The 26,840-nt window shown below is 59.0% G+C and carries 24 protein-coding genes and 4 pseudogenes; 16 read left to right on the plus strand and 12 right to left on the minus strand.

The window, feature by feature from the left end; genetic code table 11:
- Positions 1-65: 65 nt before the first annotated feature.
- Entirely contained in the window at positions 66-470 is a 405-nt protein-coding gene (locus ACI2JX_RS07550) for a MerR family transcriptional regulator (RefSeq protein WP_186553318.1), read from the minus strand.
- A gap of 72 nt (positions 471-542) precedes the next feature.
- Between ACI2JX_RS07550 and ACI2JX_RS07555 the strand changes: the two genes are divergently transcribed.
- Both ACI2JX_RS07555 and ACI2JX_RS07560 read left to right on the plus strand, forming a co-directional pair.
- Positions 543-1,607, plus strand: a complete 1,065-nt coding sequence (locus ACI2JX_RS07555; RefSeq protein ID WP_404689791.1) for an SDR family oxidoreductase — start codon at positions 543-545, stop codon at positions 1,605-1,607.
- A 250-nt stretch (positions 1,608-1,857) separates the two neighbouring features.
- Positions 1,858-2,850, plus strand: coding sequence for a hypothetical protein (locus ACI2JX_RS07560; RefSeq protein ID WP_404689792.1), 993 nt, complete (start codon positions 1,858-1,860; stop codon positions 2,848-2,850).
- 144 nt (positions 2,851-2,994) lie between these two features.
- Here ACI2JX_RS07560 and ACI2JX_RS07565 read toward each other — a convergent pair whose 3' ends face one another.
- Positions 2,995-3,789: a substrate-binding domain-containing protein gene (locus ACI2JX_RS07565; protein ID WP_404689793.1), complete on the minus strand. Its 795-nt coding sequence runs from the start codon at positions 3,787-3,789 to the stop codon at positions 2,995-2,997.
- A gap of 401 nt (positions 3,790-4,190) precedes the next feature.
- Here ACI2JX_RS07565 and ACI2JX_RS07570 point away from each other — a divergent pair, with 401 nt between their 5' ends.
- The 5 genes and pseudogenes from ACI2JX_RS07570 to tnpC all read left to right on the plus strand — a co-directional run.
- A complete protein-coding gene (locus ACI2JX_RS07570) occupies positions 4,191-4,805 on the plus strand; it encodes a TetR/AcrR family transcriptional regulator (RefSeq protein WP_264234649.1) in 615 nt (204 codons plus the stop codon).
- Between the two features lie 80 nt (positions 4,806-4,885).
- On the plus strand, positions 4,886-5,992 hold the full coding sequence (locus tag ACI2JX_RS07575) for an efflux RND transporter periplasmic adaptor subunit (protein WP_404689794.1): 1,107 nt from the start codon (positions 4,886-4,888) through the stop codon (positions 5,990-5,992).
- Complete coding sequence (locus tag ACI2JX_RS07580; RefSeq protein ID WP_404689795.1) at positions 5,989-9,081, plus strand: efflux RND transporter permease subunit; 3,093 nt, start codon at positions 5,989-5,991, stop codon at positions 9,079-9,081. Before ACI2JX_RS07575 ends, ACI2JX_RS07580 begins: the two co-directional genes overlap by 4 nt.
- 65 nt (positions 9,082-9,146) lie before the next feature.
- Complete coding sequence (fabF, locus tag ACI2JX_RS07585) at positions 9,147-10,475, plus strand: beta-ketoacyl-ACP synthase II (RefSeq protein ID WP_404689796.1); 1,329 nt, start codon at positions 9,147-9,149, stop codon at positions 10,473-10,475.
- A pseudogene (gene tnpC / locus ACI2JX_RS07590) lies at positions 10,417-11,079 on the plus strand (IS66 family transposase); the annotation flags it as partial. The gene fabF and the pseudogene tnpC, both read left to right, overlap by 59 nt.
- Here tnpC and ACI2JX_RS07595 read toward each other — a convergent pair.
- Positions 11,074-11,637, minus strand: a complete 564-nt coding sequence (locus tag ACI2JX_RS07595; RefSeq protein WP_404689797.1) for an isochorismatase family protein — start codon at positions 11,635-11,637, stop codon at positions 11,074-11,076. The pseudogene tnpC and the gene ACI2JX_RS07595 overlap by 6 nt on opposite strands.
- 771 nt (positions 11,638-12,408) lie before the next feature.
- Here ACI2JX_RS07595 and ACI2JX_RS07600 point away from each other — a divergent pair.
- The 4 genes and pseudogenes from ACI2JX_RS07600 to ACI2JX_RS07615 all read left to right on the plus strand — a co-directional run bounded on the left by ACI2JX_RS07600 (position 12,409) and on the right by ACI2JX_RS07615 (position 14,817).
- Complete coding sequence (locus tag ACI2JX_RS07600) at positions 12,409-12,654, plus strand: DUF2790 domain-containing protein (protein WP_404689798.1); 246 nt, start codon at positions 12,409-12,411, stop codon at positions 12,652-12,654.
- A 30-nt stretch (positions 12,655-12,684) separates the two neighbouring features.
- Positions 12,685-13,701: an alpha/beta hydrolase fold domain-containing protein gene (locus ACI2JX_RS07605; protein ID WP_404689799.1), complete on the plus strand. Its 1,017-nt coding sequence runs from the start codon at positions 12,685-12,687 to the stop codon at positions 13,699-13,701.
- 157 nt (positions 13,702-13,858) lie between these two features.
- Positions 13,859-14,029: pseudogene (locus ACI2JX_RS07610) on the plus strand (helix-turn-helix domain-containing protein); the annotation flags it as partial.
- A gap of 266 nt (positions 14,030-14,295) precedes the next feature.
- The gene (locus ACI2JX_RS07615; RefSeq protein WP_264234576.1) at positions 14,296-14,817 is read left to right on the plus strand and encodes an AAA family ATPase; all 522 of its coding nucleotides are present in this window, start codon (positions 14,296-14,298) and stop codon (positions 14,815-14,817) included.
- Positions 14,818-14,949: 132 nt separating this feature from the next.
- Here the strand turns inward: ACI2JX_RS07615 and ACI2JX_RS07620 are convergent, their stop codons facing one another.
- Both ACI2JX_RS07620 and ACI2JX_RS07625 read right to left on the minus strand, forming a co-directional pair.
- Positions 14,950-15,723 (minus strand): SDR family oxidoreductase, encoded by a 774-nt coding sequence (locus ACI2JX_RS07620; RefSeq protein ID WP_404689800.1) that lies wholly within the window; start codon positions 15,721-15,723, stop codon positions 14,950-14,952.
- Entirely contained in the window at positions 15,720-16,049 is a 330-nt protein-coding gene (locus ACI2JX_RS07625) for a nuclear transport factor 2 family protein (protein WP_368971448.1), read from the minus strand. The genes ACI2JX_RS07620 and ACI2JX_RS07625 overlap by 4 nt, the downstream gene beginning before the upstream one ends.
- Positions 16,050-16,166: 117 nt before the next feature.
- Between ACI2JX_RS07625 and ACI2JX_RS07630 the strand changes: the two genes are divergently transcribed.
- Positions 16,167-17,081, plus strand: a complete 915-nt coding sequence (locus ACI2JX_RS07630; RefSeq protein ID WP_404689801.1) for a LysR family transcriptional regulator — start codon at positions 16,167-16,169, stop codon at positions 17,079-17,081.
- A gap of 31 nt (positions 17,082-17,112) precedes the next feature.
- Here the strand turns inward: ACI2JX_RS07630 and ACI2JX_RS07635 are convergent, their stop codons facing one another.
- Positions 17,113-18,552, minus strand: coding sequence for an HD domain-containing phosphohydrolase (locus ACI2JX_RS07635; RefSeq protein ID WP_404689802.1), 1,440 nt, complete (start codon positions 18,550-18,552; stop codon positions 17,113-17,115).
- Between the two features lie 89 nt (positions 18,553-18,641).
- On the opposite strand from ACI2JX_RS07635, the gene ACI2JX_RS07640 reads away from it, so the two are divergent.
- Complete coding sequence (locus ACI2JX_RS07640; protein ID WP_404689803.1) at positions 18,642-19,415, plus strand: alpha/beta hydrolase; 774 nt, start codon at positions 18,642-18,644, stop codon at positions 19,413-19,415.
- 68 nt (positions 19,416-19,483) lie between these two features.
- Here the strand turns inward: ACI2JX_RS07640 and ACI2JX_RS07645 are convergent.
- Positions 19,484-19,762 (minus strand): annotated as a pseudogene (locus tag ACI2JX_RS07645) (NAD(P)H-dependent oxidoreductase); the annotation flags it as partial.
- 506 nt (positions 19,763-20,268) lie between these two features.
- On the opposite strand from ACI2JX_RS07645, the gene ACI2JX_RS07650 reads away from it, so the two are divergent.
- A complete protein-coding gene (locus ACI2JX_RS07650; protein ID WP_404689804.1) occupies positions 20,269-21,837 on the plus strand; it encodes a phospholipase D family protein in 1,569 nt (522 codons plus the stop codon).
- A 303-nt stretch (positions 21,838-22,140) separates the two neighbouring features.
- On the opposite strand, the gene ACI2JX_RS07655 is transcribed toward ACI2JX_RS07650, so the two are convergent.
- On the minus strand, positions 22,141-22,614 hold the full coding sequence (locus ACI2JX_RS07655; protein ID WP_404689805.1) for an OsmC family protein: 474 nt from the start codon (positions 22,612-22,614) through the stop codon (positions 22,141-22,143).
- Positions 22,615-22,996: 382 nt separating this feature from the next.
- Here ACI2JX_RS07655 and ACI2JX_RS07660 point away from each other — a divergent pair, with 382 nt between their 5' ends.
- Positions 22,997-24,130, plus strand: coding sequence for an alanine--glyoxylate aminotransferase family protein (locus ACI2JX_RS07660; protein ID WP_404689806.1), 1,134 nt, complete (start codon positions 22,997-22,999; stop codon positions 24,128-24,130).
- A 22-nt stretch (positions 24,131-24,152) separates the two neighbouring features.
- Positions 24,153-24,704, plus strand: a complete 552-nt coding sequence (locus tag ACI2JX_RS07665) for a YdeI/OmpD-associated family protein (RefSeq protein ID WP_404689807.1) — start codon at positions 24,153-24,155, stop codon at positions 24,702-24,704.
- A 72-nt stretch (positions 24,705-24,776) separates the two neighbouring features.
- On the opposite strand, the gene ACI2JX_RS07670 is transcribed toward ACI2JX_RS07665, so the two are convergent.
- The 4 genes and pseudogenes from ACI2JX_RS07670 to ACI2JX_RS07685 form a co-directional block, all read right to left on the minus strand.
- Positions 24,777-25,241, minus strand: a complete 465-nt coding sequence (locus ACI2JX_RS07670; RefSeq protein ID WP_404689808.1) for a type II toxin-antitoxin system YhaV family toxin — start codon at positions 25,239-25,241, stop codon at positions 24,777-24,779.
- Entirely contained in the window at positions 25,238-25,555 is a 318-nt protein-coding gene (locus ACI2JX_RS07675) for a type II toxin-antitoxin system PrlF family antitoxin (RefSeq protein WP_404689809.1), read from the minus strand. Before ACI2JX_RS07675 ends, ACI2JX_RS07670 begins: the two co-directional genes overlap by 4 nt.
- Positions 25,556-26,085: 530 nt before the next feature.
- The gene (hxsA, locus tag ACI2JX_RS07680) at positions 26,086-26,694 is read right to left on the minus strand and encodes a His-Xaa-Ser repeat protein HxsA (protein ID WP_404689810.1); all 609 of its coding nucleotides are present in this window, start codon (positions 26,692-26,694) and stop codon (positions 26,086-26,088) included.
- Positions 26,691-26,840, minus strand: a pseudogene (locus ACI2JX_RS07685) (His-Xaa-Ser system radical SAM maturase HxsC); the annotation flags it as partial. The pseudogene ACI2JX_RS07685 and the gene hxsA, both read right to left, overlap by 4 nt.

Below are 26,840 nucleotides of genomic sequence, written 5' to 3' on the forward strand. Positions count from 1 at the left end.
CGACCCTCAGTGCTTACCTCCCAAAAGAGGGAGTAAAACGCGTCGAGAGCAAAGGATGGACAGTGCTACGGCTTCGATGCATGCCCAGTGAGGGGAGGGTAAGAAATAGTCAGTCCCTGGGCAATGGCACTGGCTTCAAGCTTCACACGCTCTGCATCGAGAAAACCATACGTGGCTTGCAGATTGCTGATCTTCACTTGAATTTCAGCCATCTTGCTAGCGACCAAGGCAGCGCCTTGTGCGCAATCGATGGTATTACCCCGTTTGGCCGCGAGGATTTCCCCGATTGCCGAAAGGGAAAAACCCATGCTTTGGGCATTTTGAATAAACCCCAGGTCGACAACGGTCTGATCGCTGTAGCTGCGGTAGTTGTTGGCCTGCCGCTGGGCCACGATAAGCCCGAGTTTCTCGTAATAGCGCAATGCATGGCGGCCAATCCCACTTCGGCGCTCCAACTCTCCAATGTTCACAGTAAATTTCCTTGACTGTAGAGCAGACTCTACACCTTAGCCTGCACCCATCATCCAAACAAGGAGTCAGGCATGAGTGTGGAATGCTTCGTAACCGGCGGCACTGGGTTTGTGGGTCAACATCTGCTGGCCCGTCTCACTGCGACAGGGCACAAGACCTGGGTACTTATGCGCAGCCCTGAAAACATTGGGCGGCTTAGACAACAAGTGGAGCGACTGGGCGGTAACCCTACTTATGTTCATCCCGTTGAAGGCGACATTAGCAGGGAGGAGCTTGGGCTCAGCGAGGCAGACAAGCAGCGCGTGTCTTCGGCCGCAGTTGCCTTCCACCTCGCGGCGCAATTTACCTGGGGGCTAAGCATGGAGCATGCCCGCGCAGTCAATGTGCAGGGGGCGCTGAGGGTCGCCAGGCTTGCGGCAAACCAGCGCATCCGATTACTGATGGTGGGCGGCTACATGCTGCAAAACCTTACCCACCTTGCCAGTATCGGGGTTGATCATGAGCGCCCTGAAAACACAAACTGGCCCGCAGTCTACGACCGTGTGGGTGGCTACGAAGGCAGCAAGCTTGAGTCCCATTTCGCAGTTATGCGCTACATGCAGGAAGCGGGCGCCGATTACACCATCGTTCATCCTGCTACGGTGTGTGGCCACAGTGAGAGTGGGCACATTCTGGAAGGACAACCCCTGGCCGAACTCATTCGAAATCTGGCACAAGGCAGGTTCAAAGCTGTCCCCGGTTCCCCCGAGCACTGGTTGCCAGTGGTCAGTGTCGACTACCTGGTGGCGATGATAACCTGCGTGGCCTTCGACCCCTTGATGGCCAACCAGCAGGTGCTGGCACTCTATGAGCGCACACCAAATCTGCAGGAAATGCTTGGCCAGCTGGCAAACATGCTGGGGGTCAAGGCCCCCCGACGCCATGTAGCGATAGGTTTGCTTCGGTGGCTTTTGTCGATTCCTGGACTGGCGGCCCGATTCGCGATCAGCGCCGAGTCATTGAATTTCATTCAAACGCAGCGCTTCGATATGCGCCATAGCAAGCAACTGGAGCAGAGGTATCAGCTAACGCATCCCGACATGGCGCGAACCTTGGAAAACACAGTGCGATACGTCAAGGGTTACTTAATCAACTGAAAGCAATCAATCTTGCAATCTTCGATGAGGTAGCAGGGTCTTATATTCGCTGAGGTCCAAACCTATCGGTAGCAATCATTTGCAGCGGGAGCTTTTGACCGAGCGAAAACGATGTTGCGATCAGCAGAATTCTTGTGAGCATGTCTTAGGGCATCATGCCGAGTGGTTTCCTTGAAAGCTCAGGGCTTGGGACAGCGCCGAGCTTGATTTATCCTGCGCCGTCTCCATCAGGGTGCACAAGGACGGTCCCATGATTCCTGTCTCCATGCCGGCCATGCTGCTCGGCTACATGATCTACCTCTTTTCCGAAGTCTTTCTCTGGTTGCTCATCGCCTGCCTGCTGGCACTGCTGGTCCCCCGTTGCCGGCGCTATATGCTGGCCAGGCGTTGGCGCTTCGGCATGCTCGTGGTGCTGCTGGCTGCAGGCAGCGGACTGTATGTCCAGTTCACCTACGAGCAATGGCAGGACTGGCGTGCGCACAATCCCCGCCTCGAGCACGAGGAAGTGCTTGGTGACCTGGTGCTTCCGGCCGGTACGCAGGTCCATTTGCGAAACCTGGAGCCTTTCAACGACCTGTCCGGCGATCCCGTGCCCTATGGCATGCAGAGTCTGGAGCAGGCTGATTTCGAGCGCACGCCAGGTCACATCTTAGGTATGCCCGTGCGTCGTCTGGAACTGGCGCAGGGGCACGGTTTCGCGACGGTCGAGACCCTATCGGCCCATGACCTGGCAGGATGGAAATGTGAGCCTGGGGAGGTCGAGTTCGGCTTTCCGTTCGGTGCTCACTTCACCTTTTTCGAATGGAAAATGCGCCGATGCACGCTGGCGCCAGGTACCCAGCTGGGCGGCATTGTCTGGCCTGGCCCGGTAAGGGTGTTCGCCAACACCACTAGCTGGCAGGCCAGGTCCGAGGAAAGGCCGGTCAGGGTACTGGGGATAGAACTGCGTTCACTGATCATGATCCTCGACCGGCCTTATGGGGAAGGTCGCTCGTGGGGAGGCTACTCGAACCAACCCTTCGCGTTCGGTCCTGTTCACTATCCTGCCGACATCCAGGTCAGCCGTTATCAAGGCCAGATGCTGTTCAGCCTGCCACCGGACGCACACGCCCAGGATCGTCGTACTGGAACCCCCATCGAGGGCGGGCAGACGGTGGTGCAGAGCATGCAAGGGGAGGTGCTGGGGATACACAGCAACCGTTCAATGGGGGTTTATTTTCCTGATGAAATCATAGTGCGCTGAAATTCAATCAGCGGGGATAGACCGCAAGGCGGCCCCGGCATCTTTCAAGCTTCGTATGGCCGTGCAGCAGTTGAACCGCCCGCGGTTCCCCAACGGGCAGATGTCCACTTGCCGCATCCCCATTATCGCTGCCGGCGCTCGCAGTCAGCTCGCTGTATGAGGTAGTGGCGTCAAGCCGCTATCTTTGATCGCTGCGTCGGCTTCTGGCGATGCCAGATAGTCAAGGAGCGCCTGGGCTGCGGCATGATGCTGGCTCTTGCTGACGACGGCGCCCGAATACATGGTCATTTTCTGCGCTTGAGCCGGGATCAGGCCGACGATGTCGATACCCTTTACTGGCTTAAGCTCACTTAGCTGTTGGAAGCCGATCTGTGCTTGGCCGCGAGCGATCACTGCGCCTACGGGCTCGGCAGGGATCATGTGAGCCTTGGCCACGAACTGGTCGCCGAGTTGCATGCGAGGGAACAGGGTCTTGGAGAGATAGACGCCGCTTGCGCTGTCGGAGTAGGCGACAGACCTGCTGTTTTGCAGCACCGTGCGCAAGGACTGCATAGTGCTTATGTCCGGCTTCGGTTCGCCTTTGCGAACGGCCATGGCAATGAAAGACTTGCCGAGATCTATTCGGCTGGTTTTGTCGGCTAGACCGCTGGCGACCAGGTTGTCGAGCGCCGAACCTACCATCAGAACCACATCCGCCTGCTCACCGCGAGCGAGCCTGTTTGGTACGGCCTGCGGGGTCTCGCCCATCGAAGGCGCTGCGAGTACTTCCAGCTTCACGCCATATTTCTTCTCATAAGCTGGCGCCACTTCCCGGATAGCGCCCATGATTCCGCCGGAACTCAGCACGGTCAGCGTTTGCTCGCCCCCTTGTACAACGTCAGTAGCCGAGCAGGCGAATGAAATGGTCAAGAGGGCAGCACAGGACAGCATTCGAAGCATCGGAGCGTTCTCCACCTGTAAAAGCGCGAAATTTTACCGGGGCGTGGAGCAAGCTAATGGTTAATCAACAATTAAGAATGTTTTACATTTCTGTCCGCAGATGGCAGCGATGGGCTGAAAGCGGCAGAGCGCGACTCACCGCTTACGACGCTTTCTAGCCCTCACGGCGGGGTGGTAAGTCACTCCGAGCCATCACTGTTACTTTGCGCTGAGGGCTGCACGAACGTCGCCATGCCAAATGTCATTTCAACAGATCTATGGAGGGAAGCTAGAGTCCAGCACCGATACGGGTCTAGGCCGTGGACAAAGGCTCGCAACATAGAGCTGATTGACAGGTGGTGACCATATTATAGATTGGTCACTATCTGTCAATCAGCTCGCCACAGAGTTAAGCTTTGGACATGAATGAAGATATGAACACCTCGACCCAACGCGGCCCGCTGGATCATGAGATCCGCGACCAGATCATCAACGCGGCGACGCAGCATTTCGGCCATTACGGTTACGAAAAGACCACTGTCTCGGATCTCGCCAAGGCGATTGGTTTTTCCAAGGCCTATATCTATAAATTCTTCGATTCCAAGCAAGCCATCGGCGGGGTGATATGCAGCAATCGCCTGGCCATGATCATGCAGATCGTCGAAGCCGCCATTGCCGAGGCGCAGACCTCATCCGAGAAGCTAAGGCGGCTTTTCCGCTCGATTTCAAAGGCCGGCAGCGATCTGTTTTTTCACGATCGCAAGCTTTACGACATCGCTGCCGTCGCTTCGCGTGACGAGTGGCCATCGGTCAAGAATCATGAACTGCTTATCCGCCAGCTCATCCAGCAGATTCTCCTCGAAGGCCGGCAGTCTGGGGAATTCGAGCGCAAGACGCCCCTGGATGAGGCCGTCAATGCGATTTTTCTAGTCCTGCGCCCTTACGTCAACGCGGCTCAGTTGCAGTACAACCTCGATACAGCGCCTGAGGCCGCAGTGCTTCTGCCAGCACTGATATTGCGCAGCCTGGCGCCCTAGCCAATTAATTGTGACCATTGACAGATTTGGTCACAGGTCCAAGAATTGGGTTCCTATCTTGCTCTTGAGTAACGGAACCCATGCGCCTCAAGTCCGCCACCTTCGTCTTTTGCTTACTGCCTATCGTCCTGGTGGCGTGTGGCGAATCGTCAGTCAACAAAGACCCCCGCAACAAGCCGCCGCTGATCAGGGCGGCGGCGGTCCAGCAGTCCTCCGAGACGGGCCGTTCATTCACCGGCGTAGTGGTCGCACGTACCCAGAGTGACCTGGGCTTCCGGGTGTCGGGCAAGATTCTCGAGCGTTTGGTTGACACTGGTGAAACGGTCAAGCGCGGCCAGCCGTTGATGCGACTCGATCCCATCGACCTGCAACTGCAGGCGCGTGCGCAATTGCAGACGGTCGCTTCCGCTCGGGCGCTGGCCAAGCAGACGGCTGATGACGAGGCGCGTTATCGCGGGCTTGTAGCCGTCGGCGCGGTATCGGCGTCGCGCTATGATCAGATCAAGGCCGCCGCCGACTCCGCCAAGGCTCAGCTCAGCGCTGCCCAAGCTCAGGCTGATGTGGCGCGCAATGCCACGGGCTACGCGGTGTTGTTGGCTGACGCCAATGGGGTGGTGATGGACACTCTGGCTGAACCCGGCCAGGTGGTCAGTGCCGGCCAGGCGGTGGTGCGACTGGCGCGGGCGGGGCAGCGGGAAGCTGTCGTGCACCTTCCTGAAACCCTGCGCCCGACGCCGGGCTCCACAGCTCAAGCTACTTTGTATGGCAATAGCGGCGCTGCCGTGGCAGCCAAGCTGCGCTTGCTGTCGCAGGCCGCCGATGCCACCACCCGAACCTTCGAAGCCCGGTATGTGCTTGACGGCGCGTTGGCGAACGCGCCGCTGGGCTCCACCATTACCCTGAATATCGCAGAGGACAGGAGCGCCACTCAACTGCTGCAGGTACCTATCGCCGCGCTATACGATCCAGGCAATGGCACAGGGGTGTGGGTAATTGCCGGCGAGCCGGCGAAGGTCTCCTGGCGGCCCGTTCAGGTAATAGGTATCAGTGATGATACGGCGCGTGTCGCTGGCAAGCTCAAGGCTGGCGAGCACGTGGTTGCCCTAGGTGCCCACCTGCTGCGTGATGGCCAGGAAGTACGGCTTGCCCAAGCGGCTGTCACGCCCGTAGCCGTGAGTCAGCCATGAGCAAGGGGCGTTTCAACCTGTCCGCCCTCGCGGTTCGCGAGCGCTCTATCACACTGTTCTTGATTTTGCTGATCGCGGTGGCCGGAACGCTGGCGTTCTTTCAGTTGGGTCGTGCCGAGGATCCGCCGTTTACCGTCAAGCAGATGACCATTATCACTGCATGGCCAGGCGCTACCGCCCTGGAAATGCAGGATCAGGTCGCCGAGCCGTTGGAAAAGCGCGTGCAGGAGCTGAAGTGGTACGACCGCAGCGAAACCTACACTCGCGCGGGCCTGGCATTCACTATGGTGTCGTTGCGCGACAGCACGCCGCCGTCGCAGGTGCAGGAAGAGTTCTACCAGGCCCGCAAGAAGCTGGGTGATGAAGCCAAAACGTTGCCTGCCGGCGTTATCGGGCCGATGATCAATGACGAGTTCTCCGATGTGACCTTCGCGGTGTATGCCCTGAAGGCAAAGGGTGAACCACAGCGCCAGCTGGTGCGTGACGCCGAATCGCTGCGTCAGCGGCTGCTGCATGTGCCAGGGGTCAAGAAGGTCAACATCATCGGCGAACAGGCCGAGCGCATCTTCGTGTCGTTCTCCCATGACCGGCTGGCAACCCTGGGTGTGACGCCGCAGGATCTTTTTGCTGCACTCAATAGCCAGAACGCCCTGACGCCCGCCGGTTCGGTGGATACCAACGGACCGCAGGTCGTCATGCGCCTGGATGGTGCCTTCGACAAACTGGCAAAGATCCGCGAGACACCGATTGCCGTACAGGGTCGAACGCTGAAGCTGTCCGACGTCGCAACTGTGGAGCGCGGCTACGAGGACCCGGCCACCTTCCTGGTACGCAACGATGGCGAGCCCGCTTTGCTGCTCGGTGTGATCATGCGCGAGGGCTGGAACGGGCTTGACCTCGGCAAGGCGCTAGAGGCAGAAACCGCGAGCATCAACCACGCCATGCCGCTGGGCATGACGCTCAGCAAAGTCACCGATCAGGCCGTCAATATCGCCTCGTCCGTTGACGAGTTCATGGTCAAGTTTTTCGTCGCGTTGCTGGTGGTCATGCTGGTCTGCTTTATTAGCATGGGCTGGCGCGTCGGCGTCGTGGTTGCCGCTGCCGTGCCGCTGACGCTGGCCATCGTCTTTGTGGTGATGGCCGCCACAGGCAAGAACTTCGACCGCATCACCCTGGGCTCGCTTATCCTCGCATTGGGCCTGCTGGTAGACGACGCGATCATCGCCATCGAAATGATGGTAGTGAAGATGGAAGAGGGCTACGACCGCTTCAAGGCGTCGGCCTATGCCTGGAGCCACACCGCCGCGCCGATGCTCTCCGGTACCCTGGTCACCGCCATCGGCTTCATGCCCAACGGCTTTGCCCAGTCCACGGCGGGTGAGTACACCAGCAACATGTTCTGGATTGTCGGCATTGCCCTGATCGCCTCATGGGTGGTGGCAGTGGCGTTTACCCCCTACCTGGGCGTGAAGTTGCTGCCCGATATCAAGCAGGTCGAGGGTGGCCATGCGGCCATCTACAACACCCGCCACTACAACCGTTTCCGCGCGTTGCTGGCGCGAGTCATCGCCCTGAAATGGCTGGTGGCCGGGACGGTCATCAGCTTGTTCGTGGTTTCGGTACTGGGCATGGGGTTGGTAAAGAAGCAGTTCTTCCCGACGTCCGACCGCCCCGAAGTGCTGGTCGAAGTGCAAATGCCGTACGGCACCTCCATCGAGCAGACCAACGCCACGGCGGTCAAGGTTGAGTCATGGCTGCGCGAGCAGGAAGAAGCGAAGATCGTGACCTCCTATGTAGGGCAAGGCCCACCCCGTTTCTTCCTGGCCATGGCGCCGGAACTGCCCGATCCGTCGTTTGCCAAGATCGTGGTGCTGACCGATAGCCAGCAGGCCCGTGAGGCCCTCAAGCTGCGTATTCGAGAGGCCGCCTCCGAAGGGCTGGCGCCCGAGGCCAAGGTGCGCGTCACGCAACTGGTCTTCGGCCCGTATTCGCCTTACCCGGTGGCCTATCGGGTGATGGGGCCAGACCCGATGCAACTGCGCGAAATCGCCACCCGTGTGCAGCGCGTTATGCAAGCCAGCCCGATGATGAGAACCGTGAACAGCGACTGGGGCGCTCTGGTGCCAACGCTGCATTTCTCGCTAGATCAGGATCGCCTGCAGGCCGTTGGCCTGACCTCTAACGCAGTCGCCCAGCAGCTGCAATTCCTGCTCAACGGCGTACCGATCACCACGGTGCGCGAAGACATTCGTGCGGTGCAGGTGGTCGGCCGGGCAGCGGGGGATATCCGTCTCGATCCGTCGAAGATCGAGGGCTTCACACTGGTTGGCTCAGCCGGTCAGCGCATTCCGCTGTCGCAGATCGGCGAGGTCGATGTTCGTATGGAAGATCCGATTCTGCGCCGTCGCGACCGCACACCGACCATCACCGTACGGGGTGATGTTGCCGAAGAGCTGCAGCCGCCAGACGTCTCGGCAGCAGTGTGGAAAGACCTGCAGCCGATCATCGAAACCTTGCCAACTGGCTTTCGCATCGAAATGGCCGGCTCTATCGAGGAATCGGGTAAGGCCAGCCAGGCGATTCTGCCGCTACTGCCGATCATGATCGCCCTGACGCTGCTGATCATCATCCTGCAAGTACGCTCGATCTCGGCGATGGTCATGGTGTTTTTCACCTCGCCGCTGGGTCTGATCGGCGTGGTGCCGGTGCTTCTCATGTTCCATCAACCGTTTGGCATCAACGCTCTGGTCGGGCTGATTGCACTGTCAGGGATCCTGATGCGCAACACGCTGATCCTGATCGGGCAGATCCATCACAACGAGAAAGAGGGCCTGGACCCATTCAATGCGGTGGTCGAAGCCACCGTACAGCGCGCCCGCCCCGTGTTGCTGACGGCACTGGCAGCGATTCTTGCCTTCATTCCACTGACGCACTCGGTGTTCTGGGGAACCCTGGCTTATACCCTTATCGGCGGCACCTTTGTCGGCACCATCATGACCCTGGTGTTTCTCCCGGCGATGTACTCCATCTGGTTCAAGATCCGCCCCAGCCGCCTCGGCGATGATTCGAGCGTCACGGCGAAAGCCTGACGCAGCTCCCGGGCCCGCGTTCTCCTGCGGCCAGGGAGAACGCCGACCGACAAAGAGAGGTTCCAATGAGTAACGTTCAGCAGCACAGACGCATTGTGGTAACCGGTACTGGCATCGTCGGGCCACTGGGCTGTGGTGTGAGTGAAGTGTGGCGCCGCCTGCTGGCCGGGCGCTCGGGCATTCGCACACTGCCCGCGCACATCACCGAAGGCACAGGCGTGACGGTGGGAGGACAAGTGCCCACGCTCGAAGAAGACGCGCTGGTGGGCTATCAACCCGAACGGATCATCGCGCCGAAAGAACGCAAGAAGATGGACCGCTTTATCGAGTTTGCGCTGATTGCCGCTCATGAAGCGCTGGAGCAGGCAGGCTGGCACCCGAGCAGCGAAGCCGAGAAGGCACGAACCGCAACCATCATCGCGTCCGGCGTGGGCGGGTTCGGAGCCATGGCAGAGGCCGTGCGTACGACCGACTCACGCGGGCCGCGCAGGCTGTCGCCGTTCACCGCCCCCTCATTCCTGGCCAACATGGCAGCGGGGCAGGTGTCCATTCGCAACGGCTTCAAAGGTCCGCTTGGCGCGCCGGTTACCGCCTGCGCCGCGGGTGTTCAGGCGATTGGCGATGCCGCTCGCCTCATCAGATGCGGTGAGGCCGATATCGCCATCTGCGGCGGTACGGAAGCGGCTATCGACCGCGTGACCCTAGGGTGCTTTGCGGCGGCGCGCGCGTTGTCTACCGGTTTCGCCGAGAACCCGCAGCAGGCCTCGCGCCCGTTTGATCGTGACCGTGACGGTTTCGTGATGGCCGAAGGTGCCGGGCTGCTGGTGATCGAATCACTGGAACACGCCCTCGCGCGTGGCGCCACGCCGCTGGCCGAACTGGTGGGCTACGGCACCAGCGCCGATGCCTATCACCTCACCGCCGGGCCCGAGGACGGCAGCGGTGCCCTGCGCGCCATGCAACAAGCGCTGCGACAGGCGGGCCTGAGCCCGGTCGATGTGCAGCACATCAACGCCCACGCCACCTCGACCCAGGTTGGCGACAACGGTGAGCTGACAGCTATTCAGGCGCTATTTGGCGCCGACGCAGGCGTGGCGATCAGCTCGACCAAATCCGCCACCGGCCACTTGCTTGGCGCTGCCGGCGGCATCGAAGCGATCTTCACGGTGCTGGCGCTGCGTGACCAGATTGTGCCGCCGACACTGAACCTGAACACTCCGGACGAAGCAGCGGCGGGTCTAGATCTGGTTGCGCTGAGTGCGCGCAAAATGCCGATCACCCATGCACTCTCCAATGGTTTCGGTTTTGGCGGGGTAAATGCCAGTGTGTTGTTCCGCCGCTGGGAGGCAACGCAACTTCCTGGGCGACTGGAACGGCAAGCTGGTTTGCGATGATTTCGCTGGCTACAAAGCCGGTTTTGAGCAAGGCATCACTGAGATCGGCTGCATGGCTCATGCTCGCCGCAAGTTCTTCGACCTGCATGTGGCGAACAAAAGTCAGCTGGCCGAGCAGGCGTTGCACTCGATCAGCGGCTTGTACGAAGTCGAACGCCAAGCGCGAGACGTGAGTGATGAAGATCGTTGGCGAATACGTCAGGAAATGGCGGTACCGATCAGCAAAACACTGCATGACTGGATGTTGGCCCAGCGCGATCTGGTGCCCAACGGATCAGCCACGGCCAAAGCCCTCGATTACAGCCTGAAACGCTGGGTAGCGCTGACGCGCTACCTGGACGATGGGGCTGTGCCCATAGACAACAACCAAGTCGAGAACCAGATACGGCCATGGGCACTCGGGCGCTCCAACTGGTTGTTTGCCGGGTCGCTGCGCAGTGGTAAACGAGCGGCTGCGATCATGAGTTTGATCCAGTCGGCGCGCATGAACGGGCATGATCCGTATGCCTATCTCAAGGACGTTCTGACGCGGCTGCCGACCCAACGAGCCAGTGAAATCGGGCACTTGCTACCGCATCAGTGGGGGCCTGCCGCTGCTTCATAGGCAGAGCTGTGCGACTACATCATCTGATGACATGACTTGGGCATATTCGGTGCCCAGTATGGCCAAGGTCAGCTCATAAACGGTTGAGGCGTCCCAACACGTTCCTTGCGGCCCGATTACGGGTACAGCAGTCGTGGCATCCGCAGGAAGAATAATTTCGTATCCAAGCGCTTTCCCGGCTCGAATAGTGGCATCCATGCTGTTATGAACCACAACGCCGGTCAAAACAATGCGTTTTACTTGCATGCTTTTGAGAATGGCATCCAATTGGGTTCCTATGAATGCGCAGTTCTCATGCTTGATGATGACAATCTCGCCCTCTACCGGAGCCACTTCTTTTTTGATCCCATTCCAGGGGCCATGAACGTGATAGCTGGAGTTGGGATTCTCTTCATCATGCTTCACATGAAGGACAGGCCAGGCATTTGTTCGCCAGTGCCGCAGAAGGCGTTGGATTACGGACAAATAGCCAGGGTGGCTTTTACCATTCCAAACAGGCTGATCGATAGCATCCTGAACATCGAGGATAATCAGGGGGATGCTAGGCGTGTCCTTCATGTGGGGTCGTCTCCTTACGATGGACGCTTAGTGTGCTGCAACGTCTTCCAGTCAACAAGCAGCGCAGTCTCGCTAGGGTGCCGGTGCTGACAGAGGCCACTAAGGACGGGCTGGATCCGGCCCAGCTCTCGCAAGGTGAGTTGGGCGGACGCTTACAGCGAACCCCAGTGATAGACAGCTTCGGGCCGTCACCCAAGACCGTCCTAGATGGGTAGAGCAGCTCCAAGGCCGACTAGACAGTTCTCCGGGGAGATAGGGTTTGATGACGCAGACGTGCGCGGGCGGGCACTCGTCCCGGGCCATCCCTCATGGGAGGGCCTGGTTAGAGAGCGGTTGCTGCTTAAACATCGCTGGACGGCATTTGTCAGTCCCAGCGAGATCGCAGGGTGCTGCTTAACGTGAATCACGAGGCAAGTAGGTCGTCCATCTCTTGCGCCTAGTCAGCCTCTCTCGTTGACCGGAGGCGTACCCCAACCAAGCTTCAGACTTGGAGCATCTTCGAGCCAATGCCTGACGCGCGAGTGCTCTACGAGTAAGGGACGGCCAGGCAGCAGATCAGGCAGTCGATAGCTTTCCCCGGCCGTCAGGTTGATGGGGTATTTACCAATTTCTTTCTCTGGGGCTGTCGGGGCCGGCGATCCTCCGAGGCCGATGCACTGAATTAATCACGACCATAGCGGAAACATATTTTGCGCGCAAAATATTATCGCGCAAGATTAATCCCAAGTACCAAGCAGTCGCTCACCCCTTACGAGACACTGGAGAACGATCATGACCATTCGCAAAACATTCGCCATCCTCACTCTTACACTCGGCGCCAATGCTGGTGTTTTCGCGCAGACCGCTACTCCGTACCAGTACGGAATGGACTTGGATATCGACAAGGTCATCTCTGTGGATGCCACACCCAGCAACGGCGGCCAAAACAGCATTGCGACTCTGACCTACCGTGACAGCCACGGCAAGGAGCAGAAGGTGAGTTACATCCGTCCGAACACTGCAGCCAACCAGAACTAAACGCCTGCCCACGCCCTAGGAGCTCAAACCATGAAACTGTCCCGTACCCTCACCGCCGGCCTGCTGGCTCTGGCTGTAAACAGTGCCTTCGCCGCTGGTAGCCCGGGCGTGGAACACACCACCCAAGGCTTCCTTGAAGCTCTGGCTGCAGGCGGCGGCAAGCCGCTTGAAACCCTGTCGCCGAAAGACGCCCGGTCGGTGCTGACCGGCGCTCAGGCAGGCGTGAAGGTCGACTTGTCCGGTATTCAGGTCGAGCGCCGTACCATCCAAGTCGATGGCCAGCAGCTGGAGATCCGGGTAGTGCGCCCGGAGGGCGCTAAGGGTGACCTGCCGGTATTCATGTTCTTCCATGGTGGTGGCTGGGTGTTGGGCGACTATCCGACCCACGAGCGACTGATACACGACCTGGTAGTGGGCTCTGGTGCGGCAGCGGTCTACGTCGATTACACGCCATCGCCCGAGGCCAAATTCCCCATTGCGATCAACCAGGCTTACGCCGCCACCCGCTGGGTCGCTGAGCATGGCAAGGAGATTGGTGTCGACGGCAGCCGCCTGGCAGTGGCAGGCAACAGCGTCGGCGGCAACATGGCCGCGGTAGTAGCCATCAAGGCGAAGGAGGCTGGGATTCCGAAGCTACGTTTCCAAGCGCTGCTGTGGCCTGTGACTGATGCCAACTTCAACAACAGTTCCTACAACCAATTCGCTGAAGGGCACTTCCTGACACGCAACATGATGGAGTGGTTCTGGGACAGCTACACCACTGATCCGAAGCAGCGCGACGACATTCACGCATCGCCCCTGCGGGCTAGCCTGGATCAGTTGAAAGGTCTGCCGCCGGCATTGGTACAAACTGCAGAAATGGACGTGCTGCGTGATGAAGGCGAAGCCTATGCCCGCAAGTTGAACGCCGCTGGTGTGCCAGTAACCGCAGTGCGCTATAACGGCATGATCCATGACTTCGGCTTGCTCAACGTCCTCGGCGAAGTGCCTGGGACCCGCAGTGCGATGGACCAGGCTGCACAGGCGATCAAGCAGCACCTGAAGTAACAGCGGCGATCAAAAACGGGGCGACCATTGTCGCCCCGTTCGTATTTCCCACTTCACAAGCCACCTTCGACTTTCATAGCCCGTCGATCTACTGCTTAGATCCGGACGTCAACCAGGGCGAACTGAAAGGCCCACCGGATCGCATTCATCGTGAGACCGGCTAAACGAGGCGCGCCGCCTGATGCTCAGCGAGCAATTGGATGCTGCAGGTGCGGCAAATCGCGTGGGATATGAAAGCCCATCTCAGTTTAGTAGGGAGTATCGGCGCTACTACGGTGCTCCGCCGAAGCAAGACATTCAAATGTTACGATCACGAACAGAGCTCTGAGATAAATCGACAAGAGTCATTCACGATCGCGACCTTCGCACACGCGTTGTGCATTGGTGTAGCCCCAGAGATGCTTCACCCCTGCGGTATCTGTTGGCTATGACCGTCCGCTATGGGTCGATTGCGGTCAGTAGTGATCGTCTGCTTTCGACCCGAAGCGGACAGTCACGACAATCAACGTTTGGCTTGCTGGCTGTTGCCGGAGTAGGAGGTTGGCGTAAAATCGCCCCCCAAAAAAATGGCGCGCATGGCGAGAAGGAGCTTCGGTGCAGCGGGTGATGATTATTGGTCAACCTGGGTCGGGCAAAAGCACTTTGGCGCGTGAGCTTGGTCTGCGCACGGGCTTACCTGTCGTTCATATAGACACTATCCACTGGCAGCCAGGGTGGGTTGAACGAAGTCGGGAAGAGAAAACGCGACTTTGTTCCGAGGTCGAGGCTCGTGATCGCTGGATATTCGAAGGCGGCCATTCCGTTACTTGGGCGAATCGGATGGCGCGGGCAGATCTTTTGATATGGATTGATCGTTCGGCGCCGCTTCGATTTTGGCGCGTGCTGCTAAGAACGCTGCTCCAGCGCGGCCGTTCTCGGGCCGATTTGCCGGAGAACTGCCCCGAACTGCTGGCGAATCTGCCAGCGTTTTTAAGATTTATGTGGCGGACGAGAAAATCAGCACGAGTCAATATGCAAAAGCTGGTGGCGACGGCCCCCTCGACATGCCGCGTTGTTCGCCTGCGCTCTAATCGAGATACATACCTGTTTCTTTCGGGGATTGGCCCACGAGATTGATCGACGAGCGGCTGCGCTATCGAAACAAGCGACGGCGATCGGCTAATAGGGGACGGCCAGCAGCAAATAAATCTGTCCCCTTTTCCATGTCCCCTTTCCGGTGGTTGACGCGTTTATGCGGAGCAACTACAGCTAGGCCGTTGGCACTGTCCCGCCGTCAATTACAAACTCGCTCCCCGTAATGGATGCCGCACGGGGCGATGCCAGGAAGGCAATCATGTCAGCAACTTCTGACGGCGTGGAAGGGCGGCCGAGTGGAATACCACCGAGTGCATCCATGATGATGCGTTTGCCGCCTGCGTAGTCCGTACCGGCTTCCTGCGCCAGCCGCTCGGCCAAGGCGACCGACGCTTGGGTCTCGATCCAGCCCGGCGACACCCGTACAACACGCACGCCTTGTGGCGAGACTTCTTTCGACAGGCTTTTGCTGTAGGTCGACAGCGCCGCCTTGGCCGCTGCGTAAGCCGTAGTGGCTTCGGGCAAGGGCAGGCAGTTCTGAATCGAGGTTACATGGATGATCACGCCGCTCTTGCGCTGCAGCATCGATGGGAGCAGGGCGCGATCCAGGCGCACGGCCGGCATCAGGTTCAGGTCGAGCTCGCGTTGCCACTGCGCGTCATCCAACACCGCGAAGCCGCCGCTGGGTGCCGACGAACCACCCAGGACGTGGACGATGATGTCTATGCTGCCCAGCCGTTGCTTAGCTGCGGCTACCAGTGTTTCGCAGCCTTCTGGGGTCGCGAGGTCAGCCTGCACGAACAGCTCAGCCGGCAGATCGCTGGTTGCCTGCCGAGCCGAGGTCAGCACCTTGGCGCCCTCTGCGAGGAACAGCTCGACGACCGCGCGGCCGACGCCTTTGGTGCCGCCGGTGACCAGCACTTGCTTGCCGCCAAGATCAAGGTTCATGGCGCAATCTCCAGTGAGCGGATCTGGCCGTCGTGCAGGAGGAATAGATGATTCAGCTGCAGCGGGCTGCCAGGGAAGTTACCGACCAGACGCGCCGTTACGCTCAGCGAATCGTCATTCTGCGTCGCCGCCAGCGGCTCGACGCTGTAGGTGAATGCCTGGCGGGCCTCCTGTTGCCAGGCTTCGATGGCTGCAATGCCCTGGTGCGTGCGGTTTTCGTCGGTCACCCTGGCGTGCGCCCAGAAGCAGGCGGCAAGGCGCGAGATGTCGCCGCCATTGCTGACATCGAAGTAGGTTTGTACGGCGTCAGGCAGTTGCAGGTTCATGGCCTGATCTCCTCTCACAGTGGGTTGGGGTTTACGACTGTGATCTTGCCGCTCAGTTGATAGTTTGCTCAACTGGGATAGACATTAACGACCTATCCCGAATATGAGGACAATTACGTGGCAGATTCGCGCCTTGCTCTCAATGAGCTGGAAGCTGTACTGGCCGTGGCGCGGAGGGCGTCGTTTCGACAGGCAGCCATTGATCTGGATGTTTCGACCACGGCATTGAGCAACACCATTGCCAAGCTGGAGGCGAGCCTCGAAACGCGGCTGTTCAATCGCACCACCCGCAGCGTGTCTCTGACCGAGGCGGGGGCTATGTACCTGGAGCAGGTCGGTCCGGCTCTGCAGGAAGTGCGAGCGGCGCTGGAAGCGGTGCGTTCGCACAATGCCGGGCCGTCAGGCGTGTTGCGCATCAATGCCTTCGCCAGTGCCGCCCGCGCCGCGTTGCTGCCGCTGGTGCTGGAGTTTCTGCAGCGTTACCCGAAGGTGCATATCGATCTGGTGACCGAAGGCCGCCTGGTGGACATAGTCGCGGACGGTTTCGATCTGGGCGTACGTTCTGCGGATCTTGTGCCCAGCGATATGATCGTTATTCCCCTCGGCCAGCCGCAATGCTATGCCGTGGTCGGCTCCCCTGCCTACTTCGCCAAGCACGGCCGGCCGCGTAGCCCGGCGGACCTGCTCCAGCATCAGTGCATGCGCATCCGCCTTCCCAATGGGGCGATCTACCCCTGGCATTTTGAACGCGCGGGGGAGGTGACCCGGCTTGATGTGACTGGCCAGCTCACCCTGGACGAGCCTAGTGTCGCCAAGGCGGTGGTGCAGGAAGGCGTGGGGCTGGGCTTTTTTATGCAGCAGGACGTTCAGGCTGAACTGGACGCCGGACAGTTCGAGCGGGTGCTGGAAGAGTGGACGCCGCCCAGAGACAACCTGTGCCTGTACTACCCGAACCGGCGCAACCCCTCCGCTGCGCTCAAGGCATTCACTGGCCTGGCCCGCGACAATCTGCCGAGCAAAGACCAGCTATGATAATTCACCGACTGCCCCCAAGCGCCTGCTATCAGGCGATCAAGCCCAGGGTCAGCCCCTTCAAGGTGGCGGCCGCGCGGGTGGAGCAACCCAGCTTGCGGAAAATGCTTTCCATGTGGGTGCGTACGGTACTCGGGCTGATCTCCAGTCGCCGCGCCACTTCCTTGTTGCTGGCGCCACGGCTGATCTCCATGAGGATGGAGCACTCGCGGGTGGTGAGCAGCGTGCTTTTCGGCTGAGGCAGTCGGCGTTCGCCACGTGCGGCAGCGATTACCGCTGCGCAGATTTCGGCGTCAAACAGGCCGCGGCTGGCGTCCTGTTTGAGCAGCCGCGCCGCCTCCGATTCGCTATGCGCGGGTCGCCAGGGCCTGGCGCTTCTTAACGCTACCCAGGCGACAGCGCTGGCGAGCAAGCGATAGGCGGCGCACTGGGCATCGGCCGATGCACCGCGAAAGTAGCCGCTGCCGTCGAGCCGTTCGTAGGCATGGGCGGCAATTTCGCCAGGGATGGTCAGCTCAGTGATCTGCCGTGATGCCTTGTGCGTCCAGTAAGGGACGAGGTGGATACGTTCTGTGGCGCCGTAGGGTAGCGGCCCCGCGGTGTTCCACAATTGATTGGAGACGGCTGCCCGCCCCAGGCCATGGATCAGCGCGGCTTTGCCAATCTCCGTCTGGTCGGGCTCTGGCAGTCCCCACAAGCGGGCGGCCTCGACGGCAATCTGCGCCACCTGCCGGGAGTAACCTGCCAGCCAGGGCAACTTCAGATCGATCACATCACCCACCAGCGTCAGTGACACGGGACGTTCGAGCCGGGTGTCGTCCAGCCCACCGGGCGTTGTTTCCAGTTCCGTTAACCATACCTTGGCATTGCGCACCAGCAAGGCGGCGAGGGCGGCGGGGTAGCGGCGGTCGGCCTGTTCGTTGATCCAGCTCAGCGCCGTGTCCAGGCCATGGGCGCGGCTGAGGATGTCCAGGTCTCCGGCCAGTACCACTTGGTAGGCCGCGTCCGGAATGTGCACATGGCTCACACCAAGCGGCCTGCCGGTTCCGTCAAAGGTTTCGAATATCCGGCACAAGCCGGCTTCGACCGCTGCGCCAAGTTCGAGCGTTTTCGCGATCTGGCCAGACACCTCGCAGTGCACCACGGCGAGCGGTGCCGCTTGATGCACGGCGTTCATCTGTTCGGCGCCCAGGCTCTGGTCGAGCATCGCGCGGCGGCCATCGACATCATTGCCCAGCAGATGGGCGAAGCCATCGGCGTTGGCGGTGCAGCCGGACCAGCGCAGCAAGGCGACCTGCTGCGCTGTCACCAGATGCTCGCCTTTGCCGTGCAGGGCGCGGGCTAGCATCTGCGCCAGGCGGGCAACACGTTGGGAGTGGCCAAGGGGCTGGCCCATGCTGAGGTCGCCGACCTGGGAGATAGCCCCCAGTGCGCCGCTCAATGAGATGTCGAATCGTAGCGCGCTATCCATGAAAAAAGCCTCAGGGTCGGATAAATGACCGATACCCGCCAAGCATGTGGGTCCGCAGAATTTGAACTCCCAACACAGGAGTTCAGCCCATGAAAGCATTCAAGTCGCAACTCGTCACCGTCGCCTTCGCCCTGACCAGCACCCTTATGGTGAGTGTCAGCCAGGCTGCCGAGGCAACGCCTTCGGTGGTCATCGTACACGGCGCCTTCGCCGACGGCTCTGACTGGGCCAAGGTAGTGCCGTATTTGCAAGCTGAAGGGGTGGCGGTGACGGTGGTGCAAAACCCGCTGACCTCGCTGGCCGACGACGTTGCCGCCACGCAGCGCGTGCTGAACAACCAGTCAGGCAAGGTGGTGCTGGTCGGCCACTCCTGGGGCGGCACCGTGATCAGCGAAGCCGGCGCCCATGAGAAAGTCAGCGCCCTGGTGTACGTCGCCGCCTTCGCACCTGATGCAGGCCAGTTCAGTGGCGAACAGGGCAAGGGTGCGCCTATCCCGCCTGGCATCAGCCAGATCAAGGCAGACGGCAACGGTTTCCTTTACCTGACGGCAGAAGGCATGGCCAAGGACTTCGCCCAGGATCTCCCGGCGGCACAAACCGCAGTGATGACCGCTACCCAAGGCCCGATCAAGGCATCGGCCTTCGATGATCGGACCACGGTCGCTGCCTGGAAGACCAAGCCGTCCTGGTACCTGCTCGCCACTGACGATCGCATGATCCACCCCGACGTCCAGCGCTCCAGTGCCAAGCGGATCGGCGCCACCCTGACCGAACTGCGCGCCAGCCATGTGCCGCAGCAGTCACAGCCTGGCGAAGTGGCCAAGGTGATTCTCAAGGCGGTAAGCAGTGTTGGCGAGCGGTGATCGCGGCTGGCGCACTGCTATGAGCTGGCTGCCCTCAAGCAGCGCCTGTAACGCACCGTTGACGGTGTAATCAATGCAGGGATACCGCCCCACCAAATGGGGTAGATAAAGGCCAGGTGCTCGGCCCAGGTGATGTCGGCCTGGGCCCTGAGCAGATCGGGTACCAGTGGCTGCGCTTGCCGGTAGCCGCTGCGTAGTACCGGGTCAAAGCTCAAAGCATCAAGCCGTAGCACCCTTACATCATGGCCGGCACTTCTGGCCGCCTCGACATAACCCTCGGTCAGCGCTGCGCAGAAACTCTCGCTTGACGGGTGCCCCAGCACCACTAGTACTCGTTTGCTCATCATCACTTCATCCTGAACATGAAGCGTGCAGGGTAAAGCCTGACCATAACGGGAGAGTCAACTGCTCAGGCTGCTCTGGGGCCGTTGCAGTGCTGACGGCAGAATTCAGCTGGATAACCCTACGTATTTTCAAACAGGCTGGTTGAGGAGAAGGCAATTCTCCGAAAATGCATTTGTTCTCTAATATCTACTGATCACTCGCCGCTTCCGACGCTTCATTGAAAGGCCTGATTTGATGAAACCTCCTAAATCAAGTGGGTGCATGAAATAAGTCGCAGTGCGATTTGAGTAGACTTTGGCAGTGCTCGCGGAGTCTTCCCTAACGCTATCGGCGTCGTCTAGTTCGCATGGCCAAGACCGCAATCATCAGAGGATGAACTACGCTTTTAGAGCAACACCGCAGATCGAAGAAACATTGCACGCGACCGCTACGGCCAGGTGCTGGTGGTAAGGGAATGCCCATTCTTCGGGATCCGACACCCTCAGCGCCATCAGCCGGGGTACGCACCGTGAGAACTAAACAATCTCTGCTTGCCCTTTTGTTATTCACGTTCCTGTTTGATGGCTGCACCACCCCTAAGGTCTTTCACGAACCGAGTCAGGCCTTGCCTGCCGAAAACTCGGCGTTCGGTCGTTCTATTCAGGCCCAGGTTGCTCCTCATCAAGGCCAATCTGGCTTTCGCTTGTTCTCCGAGAGTGCTGAAGCGTTCGCAGCCCGCGCCGAGCTGATTCGCAATGCTCAAAGCAGCATCGACCTACAGTACTACATCGTCCACGACGGTATCAGCACTCGAATACTGCTGAGCGAGCTGCTCGTCGCTGCCGATCGAGGAGTGCGCGTGAGAATTTTGCTCGATGACACCAGCAGTGATGACTTGGAGGAAACCATCGCGACACTCGCCAGTCATCCGCGTATACAGATCCGTGTTTTCAATCCGCTGAAGTTGGGTCGTAGTACCGTCGTGACGCGTACGATGGGCCGCCTGTTCAACCTGTCGCAGCAGCACCGGCGTATGCATAACAAATTGTGGTTGGTAGACAATAGTGCGGCTATCGTCGGAGGACGTAATTTGGGCGATGAGTACTTCGATGCCGAGCCCAACAGAAATTTTACTGACATCGACATGCTCTGCGTCGGCCCGGTCGCAGAACAGTTGGGACATAGTTTTGACCAGTACTGGAACAGCGCCCTGAGCAAGCCCATCGAGCAGTTCATAGCGTTCAAGCCGACCAGCAGAGACTTGAAAGATCTTCGCAGTCGGCTGGAGAAATCCTTGGAAGAAACGCGTAAACAAAACCATCGACTCTATCAACAGTTGATGACCTATACCTCTCACCCACGCTTGAACAACTGGCGCCGGGAGTTGATTTGGGCCTGGAATAAAGCGATGTGGGATGCGCCAAGCAAGGTCTTGGCGGATGGCGAACCCGCTGCGTATTTACTGTTGACCACCCAGTTGACACCCGAACTTAACGGCGTCACCAAGGAGCTGATTCTAGTCTCGGCCTATATGGTACCCGGCCAACCAGGGGCGGTGTATTTGACACGTCGTGCCGACGCAGGCGTGTCGGTCAGCTTGCTGACCAATTCACTGGAAGCAAACGATGTTCCTGCTGCACATGGTGCCTACGCGCCTTATCGCAAGACCTTGCTCGAGCATGGTGTGCAATTGTTCGAACTGCGCCGCCAACCCGGTGCAAATAGCGACAGCAAGCCGCGTCTCTTTCACAAAGGATCCTCCAGCAGTTCCGACTCCAGCCTGCATACCAAGGCGATGATTTTCGACCAGCAGAAAGCCTTCATCGGCTCATTCAATTTCGACTCGCGCTCTTTGCTGTGGAACACCGAAGTCGGGGTGCTAGTCGACGATCCGGAGCTCGCCGGGCGGGTGCGTGAACTGGCTTTGGAGGGGATGGCACCAGCCCTCAGTTATCACGTCCGGTTGGAAGATTCGCAGCTAGTATGGGTCACCGAAGAAAATGGTAAACAGCATACGTTGACCAAGGAGCCGGGGAGTTGGTGGCGGCGCTTCAATGCGTGGCTCAGTAGCTCTATTGGACTGGAAAAGATGTTATAGCGTGGGAAACATAAATGATGCGGATGCGGACGAAAGACCCGAGTAGCGATCAACTGGGTCGCCGTCGGCATCTTCTATGGCCTGCTGACGGCTTTCGCCAGTGAGGAATTCGAAAAGGGTTGAGAGCACCTGCGCAGTGAGTGAACAGCGCCATTGCAAACGGCTCAGCAGCCGATCAGCCTCTATCAAGCCTTCCTGTTCTGGGCTTTGGCCGCGATAGTTGCCGTTCGCGGGTGGTTGCCATCGACCCCATGCAGACATGTAGATGTCCGGGCCGATACCGATGCTAGCGCCTTTGAGGGATTAGTTTCGATAGCTGATAACAGCCCTACATTTGATAGGGAAGTTGACCGAGTTGGCAATGAAACATTCGTGGTGAGCATCGTCATGCAAGCGCATTGCAAGATCTCTATCTGATTGCCTACTAATGACGACCTGAGGTCTCAGCTCTGCTTCCTTGAAATGGCCCTTGCGCTGGCCATCGCCTTCGATCATACGGCCCACCGGGTGGTCGACGTATTCCAGCACGCACACGTTGTTAACGGCGCACAGATGAAGATACCAGAGCTTGTGGCAGGCCGAGATCGATGCCAGCAACATGTCTTCAGGGTTCCAGCATTCGGGATTACCCCGAAAAGCAGGGTCGGCGGAACCAGGGATAGGCGTTTTTCCTGGCGACGCGACAGTGAAGTCTCTCTGGTAAGCGGTATAGCTGGCAGTACCCTCGCCGGTGTTGCCTATCCAATTGATGGTGACAGCATAATTGTGTTCTCTCATCGTCACTCCTGTGTTGAAAGACGCCCAGAAGATGATCCGCTCTTCTCGCGTCAGCACTGTAATCTTGCGCGTTAAGTGTGGCTCCCAACCAGCTTCTCTTGTTTGCATTGACGCATGCGTTGGTTGTGCGAAAGCAATGAGCCCGGCCAGCGAGGTAGCCTTATGGCTGGCTGGACAGTGCTTGCTGGCGTGTCGGTTCCACGCCTTACCATTTGCGTGCTCAGGTGATGTAAAGGCCTCATCGCCGGCGTACCGGCTGAGTTATGTCGTCATCTGCATCCAGAGCCGACAGAAATCGCACCTCAACCCAAGTAATCTTGTCATTTGCAATCGCTTAGGGCAGGGTCGATACCACGGACATCTCTGCCAAAGGAGTCACACCATGTCAAAGATCTATCCCGATATTGATCCAGAGGGACTGGTCGAGTACTCGGTGGTTTACACCGACCGCTCGCTCAACCACATGTCGCAGTCGTTTCAAGGTGTGATGAAGAACATTTCCAGCACCCTGAAGCAGGTCTACAACGCTAAGGCGGTTGCGGTAGTCCCCGGCAGTGGCACATTCGGCATGGAAGCGGTGGCGCGCCAGTTCGCCAACGGCCAGCAATGTTTGGTGATACGCAACGGCTGGTTCAGTTACCGCTGGAGCCAGATCCTTGAGATGGGCAACATCCCGGCGGCCACTGCGGTGCTAAAAGCCCGACCGGTCGACACCGAGCGCCAGGCTGCCTACGCTCCGCCCCCTCTGGACGAAGTGCTGGCAGCCATTGAGGCGCACAAGCCGCAGATTGTCTTCGCCCCCCACGTTGAAACGTCATCAGGGATCATCCTGCCCGATGAGTACCTGCGGGCGGTAGGCGACGCGGTGCATGCGCAGGGTGGCCTGTTCGTGCTGGACTGCATCGCCTCAGGCGCGCTTTGGGTTGATATGCACAAATGCGCGGTCGACCTGCTGATCAGCGCACCGCAGAAGGGCTGGAGCGCCTCTCCTTGCTGCGCCCTGGTGATGCTCAGCGCTTTGGCACTCGAGCGCATCGGGCAGACGCAAAGCAGCAGCTTCGCCTGCGACCTGAAAAAGTGGCTTCAGATTATGCAGGCTTATGAACAGGGTGGACATGCTTACCATGCGACCATGCCCAGCGATTCTCTCGCGCGATTTAACGAAGTGATGAAGGAGATGCAAACCTACGGTTTCGACAAGGTCCGCGACGAACAGCAGGCCCTGGGTGATCGGGTGCGCGCAATGATGGCCGGCAAAGGTATCAAGAGCGTGGCAGCAGTCGGCTTTCAGGCCCCTGGCGTAGTGGTGAGCTACACCGATGATGCCGATATCAAGAGCGGTAAGAAGTTTGCCGACCACAGCCTGCAGATCGCCGCCGGTGTGCCGTTGCAATGTGACGAGCCGGCCGACTTCCAGACCTTCCGCATCGGTCTGTTCGGGCTCGAAAAGCTGCACAACATCGATCGCACAGTCGACATCCTTGAGCAAGCACTGGACGAGGTGATGGTTAACTAGACGCGCAGTTGGAGGACTTGCAATGACGACGAACGCTGTGAAGTCTCGATTCAAAGCAAAGCTTCTTCGTCCGGCAAAGCCCGGTGATGATACGTCGTGGGCCTTCGCAGTCCTTCCAAGAGACGCGAGTGAACGGTTCCCGAGGCGTGGAAGGACGACAGCCGAAGGCACAATCAATGGGCACCCTTTCCGCGCAACCCTTGAGCCCGATGGTCAGCTGAGCCATTGGCTGAAGGTAGGGCGCGAGTTACTCGACGCCGCAGGTGTGGCCGTTGGAGATATCGTTACCCTCGAGTTAACCCCTGTGAAGAAGGAACCCGAGCCTGATATTCCGGCAGATTTTGAGCAAGCACTGGCAGCCTGGCCTGAGGCTCGCAAAGGTTGGAACAACACAACGACCATCGCGCGCGTAGACTGGATCCACTGGATTACTTCAGCGAAGCAACTCAAGACACGCGAAAAGCGAATGGGTGATGCCTGCGATATGCTTGCAACCGGCAAGAAACAGGTTTGCTGTTTCGACCCGTCCGGCTATTACAGTAAAGCCTTCCGTGCGCCGGAGGCAGACAATTAACTCAGGCCCGGCAAAAGTGGACGCCTCGAGGAGGCGCAGTAGTAGGTGTTCCCCCTCACTAAGGCGCGCAGCTTATGGCTTGGACTCGCGCCAGTCGCTACGCGCAGCTGCAATCAGCGCATCCCAGTCATCAGGAGGGTGGCCGCGGCCCAACATCTTCTCGAATACGGCGTAGGGATCGGATTTGCTGCCTGCAGACCGTAGGGTGTTTTCGTCGTTGACCCATGCATAGACGATAACCTTGGACCTTGAGTCGTAGCGAAAGAACAGGCGAAAGCGCCCGCCGATTTTCGCCCGCCGCCAATGGCGGTAGACGGTACCCAGCGTATTGCCCTGGCGAAATTCGTCACGGGCCGGGTCGGTTGGTACAGACTCCATGATCAGGTGGCTCAATGCCCGGAATAGCTTGACGTTGGCGTTGCTTTCAAAACCTTGCGGGTCGTTTTGCTGAGCCCGGTTAGCGGCTTCTTGCAGTTTGCGTAGCTGTACAGTCAAACCTTCATGGAACAGCAGCGTCCAGCCGTGGTGTTGTGTCAAAGCGCGACCTCGCCGTCAATCTCTTCGTCCAGATTCACAGGGTGGCTTGCGTTTGCGAGCATAGTCTGCGCCAGGTCGTCTGGAAGTGCGGTGATGTTTCGCCCGCTGCGAATATCAGCCTCTAGCAGGTCAAGGAACGCGCTGATGGCAGGGTCTTCGTGGTCGGCCTCGACACGGCTGACCACGACCTCACTCCCGCGTACGTCGAACGCGACCTTAGCACCGGTATGTAGGCCTAATAGTTGGCGAACAGCCTTAGGTAGGGTGACCTGACCCTTTGAGGTTAGCGTAGCGATTTCGTGGATGGCAGGCATGAGAGTTCTCCCGGATGCTTTGGTTAGATGGTAAGGAATAATCCTTACGCGGTCAACCTCGGTTTCTGGTCAAGGAACCAGAGGCTGACACTGAAGAGAAGAAGGGCTACGTCTGCCATACCACGTCGGCGGCGATATGCCGGAATGGCGTATTGATATCGGTGGGTGCGCTCGGCCTAGTCGCGGCATCAACTCTATGATGTGAGCGTGGTCGCTTTCCGGCGCTTTGCACCTTTGACCAAAAGACAGGTCGCAGTGGGGTACGACTTTTTGGGCGTTGGTTTGTCACCCAAGCTGCCACCCAGCCTTGAGGCCGACTACTTAGAGCACAAGGGCGTCGGCGCGCCCCACCAGCTGTCCACCAAAGCGCGACGCTCGCCGTCGAACTGACGTACGAAGATATATTTGAAGGCAAAACTACGAACCTGAGAGGCCTTTACGTCTAAAAAGCTGACCAAAGTTGAGCGTGCGGCGAGAAAAATAATGAAAACTAATTCTGAGGCGCCACACTAGCTTTGACCTCAAGCGACTTATGGAATCTTGATCCCCAACGCATTCAGCGATGGCGTATCCATCCGGCCATTCACGGTTAGCCCACTGTCCATCTGAAAGGCCATCAACGCACCACGTGTCGCCTTACCCATCACCCCATCAATGGCGCCTTGGTAATACTGGCGCACCATCAGTGCGGTCTGCACGCGGGTGACCAGGTTGTTTTTCTGCTCTCGGGTCGCGCGGCTTTTGGCCGTGCTCGAACTTGTCCCGCTGGTAGTGCCAGACGACCGATAAAGGCTATTGCTGTTTGAGGTACTGCTCGAAGTACTCGGCGCGCTGTAGCTGCGCGTACTGGTAGCGGGTGGGCTGTAGTAGCGAGGTGCGCTATAGCCACCCGACCCGCTGTAGTGAGAACTGTGCGAACTGTGGGATCGGTGCGAACTGTGCGAGCGATGTGCTGCATAGATGTTGACGGTGTCTGGCGCATTGAGCGTATCGGCAAATACCGGGGGCTGTAGCTTGTCGTTGGGTTGCCAGTTTGCATCGGCGAGCGACATAGGGCCCACCTGTGCCAGGGTGGTACTTGCCATTGGCAGCAGGCTGATCCCACTGATCAGGACTTTCCAGCGGTCGAGCAATTTCACTGTGCACTCCTTGCATAGGCGCTAAAGGCCTCGGTCGAAAGTGGTTGTACGCCGCGGCTCTGCCAGCGGTTGGTGTGGGATTTGAAGAAGCCAGAGCAATGTTTGACGGCAGCGCATTGCTGGCAGGTATCGATGAAGAGGTTCTT

The organism is Pseudomonas sp. NPDC088890, from assembly GCF_044900155.1.
Classification (GTDB): Bacteria; Pseudomonadota; Gammaproteobacteria; order Pseudomonadales; family Pseudomonadaceae; genus Aquipseudomonas; species Aquipseudomonas urmiensis.